Below are 14,812 nucleotides of genomic sequence, written 5' to 3' on the forward strand. Positions count from 1 at the left end.
TTTAAAAATAACATTGAACACAAATAAAGTATAAAATATTATGAGTAAAATTATTGGAATCGATTTAGGAACAACCAACTCTTGCGTTTCTGTAATGGAAGGAAACGAACCTGTTGTTATCCCAAACGCAGAAGGTAAGCGTACTACACCATCTGTAATTGCTTTTGTAGAAGGAGGGGAGATTAAAGTTGGTGATCCAGCAAAACGTCAAGCAGTAACAAACCCAACAAAAACAGTTTATTCTATTAAACGTTTTATGGGAAATAAATATTCTGAATCTAAAAAGGAAGCAGAACGTGTACCATATACAGTAGTAAAAGGTGATAATGATACACCTCGTGTAGATATTGATGGTCGTCTATATACCCCACAAGAATTATCTGCTATGATTCTTCAAAAAATGAAGAAAACCGCTGAAGATTATTTAGGTACAGATGTAAGTGAAGCTGTCATTACAGTACCAGCTTACTTTAATGATTCACAACGTCAAGCTACTAAAGAAGCAGGAGAAATCGCAGGTTTAAAAGTTCGTAGAATTATCAACGAACCAACTGCCGCTGCTTTAGCTTATGGTTTAGATAAAAAAGGACAAGACCAAAAAATAGTTGTTTTTGATTTTGGAGGAGGAACACATGATGTATCTATTTTAGAATTAGGTGATGGTGTCTTTGAAGTACTTTCTACAGATGGAGATACACATTTAGGTGGTGACGATGTAGATGAAAAAATCATCAACTGGTTAGCAGATGAGTTTAACGCTGAAGAAAACATGGATTTACGTAAAGATCCAATGTCTTTACAACGTTTAAAAGAAGCTGCTGAAAAAGCTAAGATTGAATTATCATCTTCTGCGCAAACAGAAATCAACTTGCCATATATCACAGCGACTGCAAGTGGACCAAAACACTTGGTACGCACATTAACACGTTCTAAATTTGAGCAATTAATTGACGATTTAGTAAAACGTACTATAGAGCCTTGCGAATCTGCTTTAAAAGCGGCAGGTTTATCTAAAAGTGATATTGATGAAGTTATATTAGTAGGAGGTTCTACTCGTATTCCTGCAGTACAAGGAGCTGTTGAGAAATTCTTTGGAAAAACACCAAGTAAAGGTGTAAATCCAGATGAAGTTGTATCATTAGGAGCTGGTATCCAAGGAGGTGTATTAACAGGAGACGTTAAAGATGTATTGCTTTTAGATGTCACACCATTATCTCTAGGTATAGAAACTATGGGTAATGTATTTACAAAGCTTATTGAAGCTAATACAACAATACCTACTAAGAAGTCACAAGTATTCTCTACAGCGGCAGATAATCAACCATCGGTTGAAATCCATGTATTGCAAGGGGAAAGAGCTATGGCTGCAGATAATAAAACAATTGGACGTTTCCACTTAGACGGTATTCCACCAGCAAGACGAGGAACACCACAAATTGAAGTGACGTTTGATATTGATGCCAATGGTATCATTAAAGTTTCTGCTACGGATAAAGCGACTAATAAATCACAAGATATTCGTATTGAAGCATCTTCAGGTTTAACGGAAGAAGAAATCCAAAAGATGAAAGCAGATGCAGAAGCGAATGCAGAGGCAGATGCAAAAGCAGCCGAAAGTGCTCAGAAATTAAATGAAGCAGATTCTATGATTTTTCAAACGGAAAAACAATTAGAAGAGTTTGGTGATAAATTATCTGACGATAAAAAGAAACCAATCGAAGAGGCTTTAGAAGAATTGAAAAAAGCTTACGAAACTAAAGATTTAGAGGTTATTACGCCTGCTTTAGATAAAATAAATGAAGCTTGGAAAGTTGCTTCAGAAGAAATGTATAAAGCACAAGCTGAAGCCCAAGGAGGTGCACCAGGACCAGATGCTGGAGCTGGAGAACAAACTCAAGCTGAAGAAGGAAGCGACGTAGAAGACGTAGACTTCGAAGAAGTCAAGTAGCCTGTCCTGAGCGAAGTCGAAGGATAGACTTCGAAGAAGTTAAGTAAGTAGAGAACTAATTTTGTTTGACAAAATTAAGTGAATCACTTATCCTGAGAGAATTCGAAGGATCTTAATATAGATTAAAAGTAAAGAGGCTGTCTAAAAAGTCAAGACAGCCTCTTTTTTATTCGGATAGGTGTCGGAGAGATTTTTCAAATACGCAATTCTCAAGGACTTGAAAAAACTTTTTAGACGCCCTCTTTATTTCGTTTGTTTTTTAATCACTTTTAAAACCCATACTTTTGAACGCTAGTAAATCACAATATGTTATTTTCAACTAAAATTCAATCAAATTATAAGCCCAAACGTTTAGCTGTAAAACTAAATGCAAAAGGGGAGCAATTTGTCGTAAAAAAGCATCCATGGGTGTTTTCAAATAACATTGTAAAGATTAATGATGATGCTAAAACAGGTGATTTAGCGATTGTTTTTAGTAAGAATAAAAATAAAGTCGTTGGTTTAGGCTTGTATGATGCGAATTCGCCCATACGTATAAAAATAATTCATAGTGACGCTTCAAAAGCAGAAATAAACGCCGATTTTTTTCATCTAAAAATAGAAGAAGCTTATAAAAAACGATTAGAATTATTAAAAACAAATACAACTAGTTATCGTTTATTATTTGGCGAAAACGATGGTTTTCCTGGGTTAATTGCCGATGTTTACGATACTGTTTTAGTTGTGAAATTATATTCGGAGATTTGGCTACCGTATTTGGAGCCTATTTTAAAAAGTTTGCAAATCGTTTCTAATGTAGATACCGTTGTTATTCGTTTAAGTCGTGGACTAGAACAATCAAAAAACCATCAATTAAAAGATGGAGAAGTCGTTTTCGGAACTTTAGAGAATGAAGTTGTTCAATTTATAGAGCATAATGTAAAGTTTTCAGCGAATGTTATTAAAGGCCATAAGACAGGTTATTTTTTGGATCACCGGGCAAACCGAAAACAAGTAGGTGAATGGAGTGGAGGAAAAACAGTTTTAGATGTTTTTTCCTATGCAGGAGGTTTTTCTGTACATGCTTTATACAATGGAGCTAAATCGGTTACAAGTTTAGATATAAGTAAACAGGCATTAGAAATTGCCTATCAAAATGGAAAACTAAATGATTATTCAGGGAAGCATGATACCATTGCTGGAGATGCTTTTGTAGAGCTTAAAAAAATGATCAAAAGCAAACAAACTTTTGATGTCGTGGTTATTGACCCTCCGAGTTTTGCCAAACAACAATCTGAAATAGATCTTGCTAAAAGAAAATATGCACAATTAGCTGAATTAGGAATTCAATTAACTGCTAGTAAGGGGCTTTTAGTTTTAGCATCTTGCTCATCAAGAGTTCTAGCACAGTCATTTTTTGATATTAATCTACAGGTATTAAATAATCAATCACGACCGTTTAATAATATTTTAAATACGTATCACGATATAGATCATCCAATCAGCTTCCCTGAAGGTGCTTATTTAAAATGTGGGTATTATAGATTTTTAAATTAAGCCTTAAAGGAACAAGTTTTACAGAAAAATTCCTTTTTCATCGGTTTTTACCATAATAGTTTTGTTGTTGTTTTTTATTTTGACCTTGTATTTCTGAATTAAGGAATCTTTATTATGATCATATCTTATGAGATAGGTATCTTCAATGATACCCCAATTTGGAAATCGTTTGGAAATCGCTTGCATAACAGCTAATGGTAACTTTACGTTTTTATACTTTTCGTTAGTTCGTATTATTTTCCCTTTTTTATTATATGCAGCGATTATTATTCCTTCAGGAACAGAAAAAGATATTTCGTAAATATCATCTATTCTATCATAAAGCTTAGAGAGTTCTTCGTGGTCATAATTTAGAATTTCATCTTCTAATTTTTTGACGCGTTTAGGCGTATGATCTAAATCTGTTACATCCAAATATTTGTAATTCACAGAAATTACAGTGTTTGGTAGTTCAATTGTTTGAGAATTGATTTGGGTGGTTAATCCAAAAATAAAGAAACCAAATAATATTTTTTTCATGGCTAACAATATTAAATTTAATGCCATTAAAATTAACTATGCATGCATAATAAAACTATGATAAAAGTCATACTTTCAAATATTTATGCTAAATATTATCTAATAGTTTGATTTTCATTCAATGGAATGTTATTGCTAAGGCTATAACATATCTTTTAAAAATTATAGATAACCGTAGTAATGCTTTTAATAAGAAATTAATAAAAAATACTGTGATTATGTACAAGCATAAATATATTATGCATGCATAATATATTTATGCTTATATTTGTATAGATTAATTTAAAATAGCTATGCAAACTAAATTGACAGAACTACTTCATATAAAGTATCCCATAATACAAGCCCCAATGTTTTTGGTATCCAATGTTGCTATGGTCACAGAAGCTATGAAAGGCGGTATAGCTGGGTGTATTCCTGCGTTAAATTACAGAACATTGGAAGAATTACGTTCCGCTATAAAAGAACTAAAAGCAAATAGAGTAGAAGGTGGTTCTTTTGGGTTTAACTTAATCGTAAATAAATCAAACGTAAAATATAAAGGCCAATTAGAAGTGATTTGCGAAGAAGGTTGTGATTTTATTATCACATCTTTGGGCAGTCCTGAAGAAACAATTAATCAAGCCCATAAAGTAGGGATTAAAGTGTTTTGTGATGTGGTCGATTTAAAATTTGCAAAAAAAGTAGAGCAACTTGGTGCAGATGCTATTATCGCTGTAAATAATCAGGCTGGTGGTCATCGAGGTGATAAAACCCCAGAAGACTTGATTAAAGAACTAAGTACAGATTGTAGTATTCCTATAATTTCGGCTGGCGGTGTTGGTAATAAAGGAGATATTGATACTATGTTAGGTTATGGAGCAGCTGGGGTATCTGTTGGAAGCCCATTTATTGCCTCTATAGAAGCTGGTGTTACCGAAGAATATAAACAAGCTTGTGTTGATTATGGCGCGAATGATATCGTTATGACTGAACGTATTTCGGGTACCCCATGTACAGTCATAAATACACCTTATGTTCAAAAAATTGGAACGAAACAAACTTGGTTAGAATCGGTTTTAAATAAAAACAAGAAGCTTAAAAAATGGGTAAAAATGATTCGTTTCTCAATTGGTATGAACGCTACCAAAAATGCAGCAACCAAAGCAACATATAAAACTGTTTGGGTTGCAGGTCCAAGTATTGAGTATACAAAAGAAATTCTACCAACTAAAGAAATTGTTAATCGCTTAGTTAATTAACCAAAGCGATTTTAGCTTTCTTTTTTTTGTTCTTGTTCTTTCCAACAAATAAGTTCAATGTTGTACTAACTGTTAAACCTCCAACGGTTGTAGCAATAGCCTCTCCCGTATCAAACCTTTCATTTTGTATACCACCATCGTAAACCTCTTTAGCCAAACCTGCTAATGCAGAAGCTCCTAAACTATACCAAAAGGCTTTTTTCTTATTTTTTGTTGTAGTATAAACTATAGTATAAGTAGTAGCCGATATTAATGCACCAGCCCCTAGATGTAACTTGTCATCTGCCGAAATAAATTGTGCACTGCATAATCCTGTAAAACAGAAGATTAAAATGGTAATTAGAGTTTTCATTAAATTATTAGTGTTTGGTTTGTTGGGTGTAATTTTATATAATATTTACAATAAGGTTAATAAATACTTGTTGAAATACAGTTTTATTTGGTTACAGAGTATTTTTTTTGCCATAATAGTTACTTTTGATAATCATATTCTAATCCATTATTATGCAAATTAAAACAGAATCACAGCTTCGTGAATTATATGGTTTTCCTAAAGGAAGAGCCAAAGAAAAAGTACTCTCTAGTTTAGAAAAGCATGCCATTCGCTTTATTGAAACGTCACCATTTCTGGTTATGTCAACATGCGATAATGAGGGCAAATTAGATGCGTCTCCAAGAGGCGGTACTTCTGGATTTGTAAAAGTAACTAGTAACACAGAAATAGTAATTCCTGATGCTAAAGGAAATAATATTGTTGATAGTATTGGTAACATTATAGAAACAGGTATGGTTGGTCTGTTGTTTGTAATACCAGGATTAGATGAAACACTTCGTATTAACGGCCAGGCTATTGTTAGTACAGATGCTAAACATTTAGAATTATTTACTTCAGAAAAAAACCTTCCAAAAGCATGCATAGTTATTACTATACAAGAAGTGTTTTTACATTGTGCAAAAGCCTTTATGCGTTCTAAGTTATGGGAAGAAGGATCAAAGATTGATAGAAACTCATTTCCAACTATGGGGAAAATGTTAAAAGATCAGCTAGGATCTGATGAAGCTCCAGAATCCAGAGAAGATATGGTTGAACGCTATAAAAAAGACTTATAAATTCAATTTATAAAAAACATATTGCCAGAAGGGCTATCCATGGTAGAATTGGCTTTGCGTTGGATTTTAGATCACCCGTCTGTAAGTTGTGTTATTCCGGGAGCTAGTTCTACAAAACACGTTTTATCAAATACAAGTGTTTCCAATTTTAAACCATTGTCTGAAGACACCCATCGATTATTATCAAATCTGTATTTAAAAGAGATCCATCAGTGCATCCGTGGATCTTATTAATTATAAAAATGATATATTTGAGTATTATTTAAAGGTTTAGCTAACGCTGAATAATAAGGAATTGTGTTAAAATCACAAGCTGTCGCGCAACTGTATGTAATATAAAATATTACAAGCCAGATACTTCCCTTTAAAAAATGACAAACGTGCTTTCGCGATTTAAAGCCAAGTCAAGACACATACGTTTCCAACATGCTAAATGTAATTAGTTTATTGTTGGGGTCTTGCTTCTTTTTATCTCTGCACATAAATACAGAAGCAATGAAAATGAAATCAAACACATTACAGGGGCCATTAAAATGCTGGGATATTTACTCAATGCATCTAGCAAAACAAGCCTTAAATTTTAATAAGCAAAACGATATTGAAATTTTAAAAGCTTATAAAATGAAATTTGATTGGTCTTTTGATATTGAAGCCGTACTTGCCAAAAGTGAGTTTGAAGCGTTAATTCTTACCGATTTAATGCAGGAAATACAATGGGTAAACGGTGGGTTTACAAAAATGACAGGCTATTCTTTTAAATATGTAAAAGGAAAGAAACCTAATTTTTTACAAGGTAAAAATACATCTCCCAAAACGTTAAATAATATACGTAACTATTTAAAAAGTGGTGTTCATTTTAAAGAAAATATCGTTAACTACAGAAGAAATGGTGAGATGTATAATTGTAATATTGAAGTCTATCCACTAAAAGATGGTAATAATATAATTACACACCTTTTAGCTTTAGAAAAAGAGGTTAAACTATAAGTCTATACTTATTTTATTGGTATATAAAATTCGGTTTTTAGTTTATGCGGCTCAACACGTTCTGGGTTACTTATATATTTTTCTCTAACAACGTCATCACGTAATTCATAATCGTTATTTAGTAACCATTCATTAAAAATGTAATTGTATACTTCTTGAAAAAAATCATAACTACCTTGATATAAAAAGATAGCAAACTTACCACCTTTAAGTATTTTAGTGCCAATATCTCCAGAGGCTTGGGCATCTTTGCGTATAACTAAACAAGAATCATATCTAATTTTATCTTCGTCTGTTACTTTTGGGTCATCATAAGGCAAACCTAGGTGTTCTATTCCTGCTGTAAATAGCTTTTGTTCTTTTACTAGACCCCAAAGCTTTTTCCAGGCTCCCATATAATCTAATGTTTTATAGGGACCTTGCATGCGCAGGTAGATACATTTTTTGTCTTCTATATCTAGAATTTTAGGTTTTTTAATGTTTAAACTTTGACTTTTTTCAATGTTGGATGTTGTTTCCATAATGTTCGATTTTTTAATTGTGAAAAATTTGTTTTTGCGATACGCAGTTGGAGATACTCCAAAATGATTTTTAAACCTTTTAGATAATGATGAAGGTGTTTCAAAACCAACATTATAAGCAATGCTTTCAATATCTAAAGACGTATAACGAATCATTTTAGCAGCTGTTTCTACACGTGTTCTAGAAATGTATGCTCCAATGGGTTCTCCTAAAAGCGCTCTACTAATACGATGAAAATGAAACGGCGAAAAATGTGAGATCTCGGCCAGCGTTTTTATGTCTATTTTACTATCTAGGTTATTGTGAATATATTCTACAATAATATTTAGTTTTTGTTCGTAAAAAGCCTTGTTCGTTTGTTTCCGTGTCATTTTTAAAGTATTGATATTGCAAATGTATTCACAAATCAATGTACAAACTTTTCCAAACTTGCTGAGTTATTATAATGAACTCATTTAGACTTTTTCAATTTGCTAAAAAATGGCTGTTTTCAGCGCTGTTTTTGTCTTTTTTTCCTTCCGTAGCTCTGCTATGCAACTCAAAAAAGTCTTCAACATAGGCAAAAACTTCTAATTTTCGCTTAAATCCAAAAAGCCTAAATGAGTTCAATGTCATAATCATATAAAATAAAAATTAATCATTTATTATGTAACGTATAAGGCATATTGGTCGTCATACTTTAAAATGTTTAATATTTAAATGGAATCATTGTAAAATTTAAATCTTATGATTTCTTAAAACGAACATGGAAACCTAAGCTTTTTCAATATGTAAATTATGTGAAAAGTTTGTGAAAGTTTATAATTTCATTATTACTTAAGTAAAGGAAATTCTAAGTTTGTTTATGTAAAGTGATCTCATGTTAAGGTGTTATCAGTCAAACCATTTATTAGAACATAATAATCTAAAATTTAAGCAAATCAATCAAAATTCAAACTTATGAAGTCAATGTCAAATTACTTTTTACACAAAACAGGGTTTTTAGTACTTTTTTTATTATTAATGAGCAGTGTGTGCTTTGCACAATCCAAAGTAGAGCAAATAGATAAACTTATAACTGCCTATACAGAATATGGTAAGTTTAATGGTTCTGTATTAGTATCAGATCATGGTAAGGTTATTTATAAAAAAGGATTTGGTATGGCAAATATGGAATGGGATATTCCAAACCAAACCAATACAAAACACCGTTTAGGGTCTATTACTAAACAGTTTACAGCGATGCTTATATTACAATTGGCAGCAGACGGAAAATTAGACTTACAAGCTCCAATCACTAAATACCTTCCAGATTACCCAAAAGAAACTGGAGACAAAATAACGACCCACCATTTACTAACACATACATCTGGAATACCAAACTACACAGCATTTCCTAAGTTTTTTCAAGAAGAAAGCCGTAATTCATATACACCAGATGAGTTTGTGAAAAAGTTTGCAGATAAAGCGTTGGAGTTTACACCGGGCGAAAAATTTAATTATAGCAATTCAGGATATTTTCTTCTTGGTGTTCTTGTTGAAAAATTATCTGGTAAAACTTATGAACAAATGCTTCATGATAAAATTTTCACACCATTAAGCATGAATGAATCTGGTTACGATAATCATGGTGAAATTTTAAAAAATAGGGCTACAGGTTACGAAAAAAGAGGTGGTAAGTTTATAAATTCAAATTATTTAGACATGTCTATTCCATATGCTGCAGGCTCCATGTATTCAACTGTGGAAGATTTATATAAATGGGATCAAGCACTATATACCAATACGATATTGTCAAAAGAATACATGGATTTATATTTTAAACCTTATATCTCTGCTTTTGGAAACAGTCATTATGCCTATGGTTGGGGTGTTGGCTATAATAAAATCGGTAAGTCTTCCGATAGTATATACACCATAGGTCATGGCGGTGGTATTAATGGATTTAATACCAATATTTCCAGAGCACCGTCTGATAAATCTTTGGTTGTACTTTTAAATAATACAGGACGTGCACCACTTAATCAAATGACCAGAGCTATTAGGGGTATTATATATGGTAAGGATTATAAAATGCCTAAAAAATCGGTAGCCAATGAGGTATTAGCCGTTATAGAAAACAAAGGTGTTGATGCAGGAATTGCACATTATAATACCATAAAGGATTCTAAAGATTATGATTTAAGAGAAAATGAAATGAATGGCATTGGTTACCAACTTATGGGGTCTGGTAAGGTGGATGAAGCAGTAAAAGTGTTTAAGCTAAATGTTGAGGCATTCCCAAAATCATCAAATGTTTATGATAGCTATGGAGAAGCACTTATGAATTCAGGAAAGAACGATTTGGCTATTGAGAATTATAAGAAATCTGTTGAGATAAACCCTAATAATTTAGCAGGTATTGAGGCTTTAAAAAAATTAGGAGCAGATGTAAGCGATATAGAAAAAGAAGTCGTTGTACCGGATGATATTTTGGAAACCTATGTAGGTAAGTTTGAACTCATGCCTAGTTTTATTATTACTATAACAAAAGAAGGCAGTCAATTAAAAGCACAGGCCACAGGACAAGCAAAATTTGATATATTTCCTAAATCTGAAAATGTATTCTATTTAAAAGTGGTGAATGCACAATTGACTTTTAATAAGAATGAAGCTGATAAAGTAGATAGTGCAACATTATTACAAAACGGACAAGAAGTAACTGGTAAACGTATTGAAGAATAATAATTATGTAAACTTAATTTATTATTTGTTGAGATTAGATAAACACTTTTCATGTATTACCTACTTACTAGAGCATACGTTTTTTGTCATTACTGTCTTTCAGCTTAGCCTGTTTTGGGCAGAGTCATAAGCTTTAATGATAAACTACAGCAGGAATGACAATTTAAACTAAATCATTTATAATATCTACATTAACTTCATGTACACCTTCAAAGGGGATGATGTTTACATGACTTCCAAATAATTCAATGGCTCTTTTAGTTTCAAGTGCCATACGGTCTTTACTTAAAAAAGTATCATTAGTTCCATAGACTAGTGATACTTTAGCTTTTAAAAATTTTAAATCATCAACAATTAATTCTTTAGGAATACCTCCAGAATGTAGTATTAATTGATCGCATTGTAATTTTCTTTTAACTACATAACGTGCCGCAATACTCACACCTTGCGAATACCCAAAAACGATTAGTTTTTTATCTTTTGGAATATTTTCAGCTTCTAGAACAGCATCTAAATAGCTTAAGATATTCTTGGTCTCTGCTATTGTATTTTCTTTAGTTAACCAACTAGCACCAACATGTTTAAACTTAGAACCTAAATAATATTTGCTACTTGCCTGCGGTGCGATAATATAATTCTCTTCAGCATTTATTTGTTTAAAATATTTTAAAAAATAACGGCTCAGATATCCCATACCATGGCATACCAGCCAAACATGTTTTGTTTTACTGCTTAATATATTTAAAGTAGAATACGTATTTGTTGTTTGATATGATATTTCTTTTTCGCTAGAATTCATTTGTTAAACTGGTTTTGTACTTTTGTTTCGTCATTAAAAATAAATTATTATATGCAATTATCTAAGGAAAAAGTATTGGCTAAAGCTAATTCAGCTTGTAAAGATACTTTAATGGAAACCTTGAACATTGAAGTTGTAGATTTTGGCGATAATTTTTTAGTGGCCAGGATGCCTGTGAATTCTAGGGTATATCAACCAGATGGAGTGTTACATGGTGGTGCTACAGCTGCTTTAGCGGAAAGTGTTGGCAGTTTTGCAACGCATATTTTTATAGATACAGAAAAATTCTTTGTACGTGGTATAGAAATTACAGCAAACCATTTAAAGAGTGTAAAAGAAGGGTTTGTTTATGCAAAGGCTACCTTTTTACATAAAGGCAGAACTACACAATTATTAGACATACGAGTAACGGACGAAGCCGATAATTTAATATCAATTTGTAAATTGTCTACTATAGCTTTACCAAAAAGAAATAGTTAATGGTGCTGGACTTTTTTAAACGTATTGAAACCCAATACAACAGTAAATCACCCTTTGTAGCTTACAGAAAGCCAAATGAGAAGAAGGTGAGTTCCTTATTGCAAGAAACAAACGATTTACATTTTACAAACGATTTTACGGAAAAAGGATTTGTTTTTTCTCCATTTGATGATGCAGAAAAAACAGTTTTAATACCCTTTGGAGGCTCTGAATCTATTGAAGTAGATATAGATTTAGAAGATCATAGAGCGTTTATAAAAGAAAAAGAATTCGATATAGTTAAAGCGGAAGCATTAAATGAAAAGCAACAACACATCAATCTAATTAAAAAAGGAATTGAAGCTATTTCTAATGGTGGATTTAAAAAAGTAGTGCTGTCCAGACAAGAATCGGTTAACATTTCAGAACCAAATCCAATAACTATTTTTAAAAACCTTTTACATACTTATAAATCTGCATTTGTGTATTGTTGGTATCATCCAAAGGTAGGACTGTGGCTAGGAGCAACACCAGAAACATTAATAAAGATTGAAGGGAGTAGATTTTCAATCATGGCATTGGCTGGTACACAAGATTACCAAGGTACTTTAGATGTGGTTTGGCAGGATAAAGAAAAACAAGAACAACAATTCGTTACCGATTTTATAGTAGATAACTTAAAATCTTCAGTAGAGAATTTTAAAGTATCTGATGTAGAAACAGTAAAAGCTGGTAACTTACTACATTTAAGAACGATGATTTCTGCTCGGTTAAAATCGGAATCAAATTTAAAACAAGTCATTTCTCTGCTACACCCAACACCAGCCGTTTGTGGTCTGCCCAAGCTTGAAGCAAAAGCGTTTATTTTAAATAATGAAGACTATGACAGAGCTTTTTACACAGGGTTTTTAGGTGAGTTAAATATGGAAACTCAATTACAATCCAGGTCTGCAAAACGCAATATTGAAAATAGGGCTTATACCATCAATAAAAAAAGCACAAGACTTTATGTAAACTTAAGATGTATGCAATTAAAAAATGCCAAAGCGTTTATTTATGTTGGTGGAGGTATAACGAAACATTCTAACCCAGAAAGGGAATGGGAGGAAACTGTATCTAAAACTTTAGTAATTAAAAACGTTTTGTAGTTAGGTATTTGGACCTATTTCTTATTTTTGTACTAGATTATTAATCCATGATTTATCCAAAAATTCCATTGGCGCAAACTGTTGTACAGTTATGTAAAGCAAAAGGTGTCAAACATATTGTTATCTCTCCAGGTAGTAGAAATGCACCATTGACCATTGGTTTTTCTAACGACGATTATTTTAAGTGTTATAGTATTGTAGACGAACGTTGTGCCGCTTTTTTTGCCTTAGGAATTGCTCAACAATTACAAGAACCAGCGGTAGTAGTTTGTACGTCTGGTAGTGCATTGTTGAATTATTACCCTGCCGTTGCCGAAGCTTTTTATAGTGATATTCCTTTAATTGTATTATCGGCAGACAGACCAAAGCATTTAATAGGTATTGGCGATGGACAAACCATTAATCAGAAAAATGTGTTTGAAAACCATGTACTGTATTCTTCAAATTTAAAACTCGATTTAAAAGAGAAAGATACTCATGGAGTAGAAGAGGAGCTGCCTATTTTTAAAAACATGGAGAATAAGGTTGAAACGTTACTAGGATTAAAGAAAACCATTCAGCAGTATAATGAAGAAGAGATTGATAAGGCCATAAATATGACACTTCTTGAAAATGGTCCTGTACATATTAACGTTCCGTTTGATGAACCATTATATGATATGGTTGAGGAGTTATATGTAAAACCAAAGTCAACAAATCCTGAAAATAAGCCGTTACAAATTGATGATTATATTTTAGGAGATTGTATAAAAAATTGGAATGCAGCCTCAAAAAAAATGGTACTTGTGGGGGTTAATCAGCCCAATCAAATAGAGCAACGCTGGTTAGACACTTTAGCAGCAGACGAAAGTGTTATTGTATTTACGGAAACCACATCCAATTTACATCACGATACATTTTTTCCAAGCATCGATAAGCTAATAGCTCCTTTAACAGGTGACCATTTTAAAAAATTACAACCAGATATTTTACTCACATTTGGAGGCTTGATCGTTTCAAAAAAAGTAAAAGCATTTTTAAGAGCATATAAGCCCCAACAACATTGGCACATAGATGAAAAGAAAGCAAATGACACATTTTTTAGTTTGAATAATTTTGTGAAAACAACACCAAATTATTTCTTTTCTAAATTTTTACCTCAAACAAGATTGGTTACAAGTAATTACAAGTCATATTGGAGTCATTTGAAAGCGTTGAGACTCGTTAAGCATAATGATTATTTAAACAGCATAGATTTTAGCGATTTAAAAGCTTTTGATACCATATTGAGAGCAATACCAAACGATACCTGTTTGCAGTTAGGAAACAGTTCTACAGTGCGCTACGCACAATTATTCGACTTAAATAAAACATTAAGGGTATTTTGTAATCGCGGTACTAGCGGTATTGACGGCTGTACAGCTACAGCTATTGGCTGTGCTGTGGTAAACAATAAGCAAACTACTTTAATAACTGGTGATTTAAGCTTTATTTACGATAGTAATGCCTTGTGGAATAATTACATTCCTAATAATTTTAGAATCATTGTTATTAATAATCAAGGAGGTGGTATTTTTAGAATTCTTCCTGGTCATAAAAACACTGAAAATTTTGATACTTATTTTGAAACAAACCATCAATTAACAGCAGAACATTTGTGTAATATGTATGGATTTAACTATGAATCTGTTTCATCTGAAACAGCCTTGAAAGCATCATTAAAATCATTTTATTCAGATGGAGATCACCCTAAATTATTAGAAATTTTTACACCAAAAAACCTTAATGATGAGGTACTTCTAAATTACTTCAAGTTTATTGGCTAAAACAATATGTAACTTTTTCTTACTTTTTGTCTTTA

At 32.2% G+C, this 14,812-nt stretch carries 15 protein-coding genes and 1 riboswitch; of the genes, 10 read left to right on the top strand and 5 right to left on the bottom strand.

What is annotated here, in order from left to right:
• Positions 1 to 40 precede the first annotated feature (40 nt).
• Together dnaK and Q4Q39_RS09125 are read left to right on the top strand one after the other, a co-directional pair.
• Positions 41 to 1,948 carry a molecular chaperone DnaK gene (dnaK, locus tag Q4Q39_RS09120; RefSeq protein WP_303282119.1) on the top strand — a complete coding sequence of 636 codons (1,908 nt, stop codon included), beginning with the start codon at positions 41 to 43 and terminating at the stop codon, positions 1,946 to 1,948.
• 306 nt (positions 1,949 to 2,254) lie between these two features.
• Complete coding sequence (locus tag Q4Q39_RS09125; RefSeq protein ID WP_303282120.1) at positions 2,255 to 3,484, top strand: class I SAM-dependent rRNA methyltransferase; 1,230 nt, start codon at positions 2,255 to 2,257, stop codon at positions 3,482 to 3,484.
• Positions 3,485 to 3,502: 18 nt separating this feature from the next.
• On the opposite strand, the gene Q4Q39_RS09130 is transcribed toward Q4Q39_RS09125, so the two are convergent.
• A complete protein-coding gene (locus tag Q4Q39_RS09130) occupies positions 3,503 to 4,003 on the bottom strand; it encodes a nicotinate-nucleotide adenylyltransferase (protein ID WP_303282121.1) in 501 nt (166 codons plus the stop codon).
• A gap of 293 nt (positions 4,004 to 4,296) precedes the next feature.
• Between Q4Q39_RS09130 and Q4Q39_RS09135 the strand changes: the two genes are divergently transcribed.
• On the top strand, positions 4,297 to 5,244 hold the full coding sequence (locus Q4Q39_RS09135) for an NAD(P)H-dependent flavin oxidoreductase (RefSeq protein ID WP_303282122.1): 948 nt from the start codon (positions 4,297 to 4,299) through the stop codon (positions 5,242 to 5,244).
• Here Q4Q39_RS09135 and Q4Q39_RS09140 read toward each other — a convergent pair.
• Entirely contained in the window at positions 5,237 to 5,596 is a 360-nt protein-coding gene (locus tag Q4Q39_RS09140; protein ID WP_303282123.1) for a hypothetical protein, read from the bottom strand. The two genes, Q4Q39_RS09135 and Q4Q39_RS09140, sit on opposite strands and share 8 nt — an antisense overlap.
• Before the next feature lie 152 nt (positions 5,597 to 5,748).
• Between Q4Q39_RS09140 and Q4Q39_RS09145 the strand changes: the two genes are divergently transcribed.
• The 3 genes from Q4Q39_RS09145 to Q4Q39_RS09155 all read left to right on the top strand — a co-directional run bounded on the left by Q4Q39_RS09145 (position 5,749) and on the right by Q4Q39_RS09155 (position 7,341).
• Positions 5,749 to 6,354, top strand: coding sequence for an MSMEG_1061 family FMN-dependent PPOX-type flavoprotein (locus Q4Q39_RS09145; RefSeq protein WP_303282124.1), 606 nt, complete (start codon positions 5,749 to 5,751; stop codon positions 6,352 to 6,354).
• A gap of 21 nt (positions 6,355 to 6,375) precedes the next feature.
• The gene (locus Q4Q39_RS09150) at positions 6,376 to 6,588 is read left to right on the top strand and encodes an aldo/keto reductase (protein WP_303282125.1); all 213 of its coding nucleotides are present in this window, start codon (positions 6,376 to 6,378) and stop codon (positions 6,586 to 6,588) included.
• Between the two features lie 15 nt (positions 6,589 to 6,603).
• A riboswitch (cobalamin riboswitch) is annotated at positions 6,604 to 6,734 on the top strand.
• Positions 6,735 to 6,855: 121 nt separating this feature from the next.
• Positions 6,856 to 7,341: a PAS domain-containing protein gene (locus Q4Q39_RS09155; protein WP_303282126.1), complete on the top strand. Its 486-nt coding sequence runs from the start codon at positions 6,856 to 6,858 to the stop codon at positions 7,339 to 7,341.
• 8 nt (positions 7,342 to 7,349) lie between these two features.
• On the opposite strand, the gene Q4Q39_RS09160 is transcribed toward Q4Q39_RS09155, so the two are convergent.
• Both Q4Q39_RS09160 and Q4Q39_RS09165 read right to left on the bottom strand, forming a co-directional pair.
• On the bottom strand, positions 7,350 to 8,234 hold the full coding sequence (locus tag Q4Q39_RS09160) for an AraC family transcriptional regulator (protein ID WP_303282127.1): 885 nt from the start codon (positions 8,232 to 8,234) through the stop codon (positions 7,350 to 7,352).
• Positions 8,235 to 8,328: 94 nt separating this feature from the next.
• On the bottom strand, positions 8,329 to 8,478 hold the full coding sequence (locus Q4Q39_RS09165) for a hypothetical protein (RefSeq protein WP_303282128.1): 150 nt from the start codon (positions 8,476 to 8,478) through the stop codon (positions 8,329 to 8,331).
• 324 nt (positions 8,479 to 8,802) lie between these two features.
• On the opposite strand from Q4Q39_RS09165, the gene Q4Q39_RS09170 reads away from it, so the two are divergent.
• On the top strand, positions 8,803 to 10,566 hold the full coding sequence (locus Q4Q39_RS09170; protein ID WP_303282129.1) for a serine hydrolase: 1,764 nt from the start codon (positions 8,803 to 8,805) through the stop codon (positions 10,564 to 10,566).
• Between the two features lie 163 nt (positions 10,567 to 10,729).
• Here Q4Q39_RS09170 and Q4Q39_RS09175 read toward each other — a convergent pair whose 3' ends face one another.
• The gene (locus Q4Q39_RS09175) at positions 10,730 to 11,365 is read right to left on the bottom strand and encodes an alpha/beta hydrolase (RefSeq protein WP_303282130.1); all 636 of its coding nucleotides are present in this window, start codon (positions 11,363 to 11,365) and stop codon (positions 10,730 to 10,732) included.
• Positions 11,366 to 11,416: 51 nt separating this feature from the next.
• On the opposite strand from Q4Q39_RS09175, the gene Q4Q39_RS09180 reads away from it, so the two are divergent.
• The 3 genes from Q4Q39_RS09180 to menD are packed head-to-tail and all read left to right on the top strand — an operon-like array spanning position 11,417 to position 14,777.
• Positions 11,417 to 11,845 (top strand): PaaI family thioesterase, encoded by a 429-nt coding sequence (locus Q4Q39_RS09180; protein WP_303282132.1) that lies wholly within the window; start codon positions 11,417 to 11,419, stop codon positions 11,843 to 11,845.
• The gene (locus Q4Q39_RS09185; RefSeq protein WP_303282133.1) at positions 11,845 to 12,972 is read left to right on the top strand and encodes a chorismate-binding protein; all 1,128 of its coding nucleotides are present in this window, start codon (positions 11,845 to 11,847) and stop codon (positions 12,970 to 12,972) included. Before Q4Q39_RS09180 ends, Q4Q39_RS09185 begins: the two co-directional genes overlap by 1 nt.
• Positions 12,973 to 13,019: 47 nt before the next feature.
• Positions 13,020 to 14,777, top strand: coding sequence for a 2-succinyl-5-enolpyruvyl-6-hydroxy-3-cyclohexene-1-carboxylate synthase (menD, locus tag Q4Q39_RS09190; RefSeq protein ID WP_303282134.1), 1,758 nt, complete (start codon positions 13,020 to 13,022; stop codon positions 14,775 to 14,777).
• Positions 14,778 to 14,812: the final 35 nt, after the last annotated feature.

The sequence above is a fragment of the Flavivirga amylovorans genome, assembly GCF_030540875.1.
Lineage (GTDB): Bacteria > Bacteroidota > Bacteroidia > Flavobacteriales > Flavobacteriaceae > Flavivirga > Flavivirga amylovorans.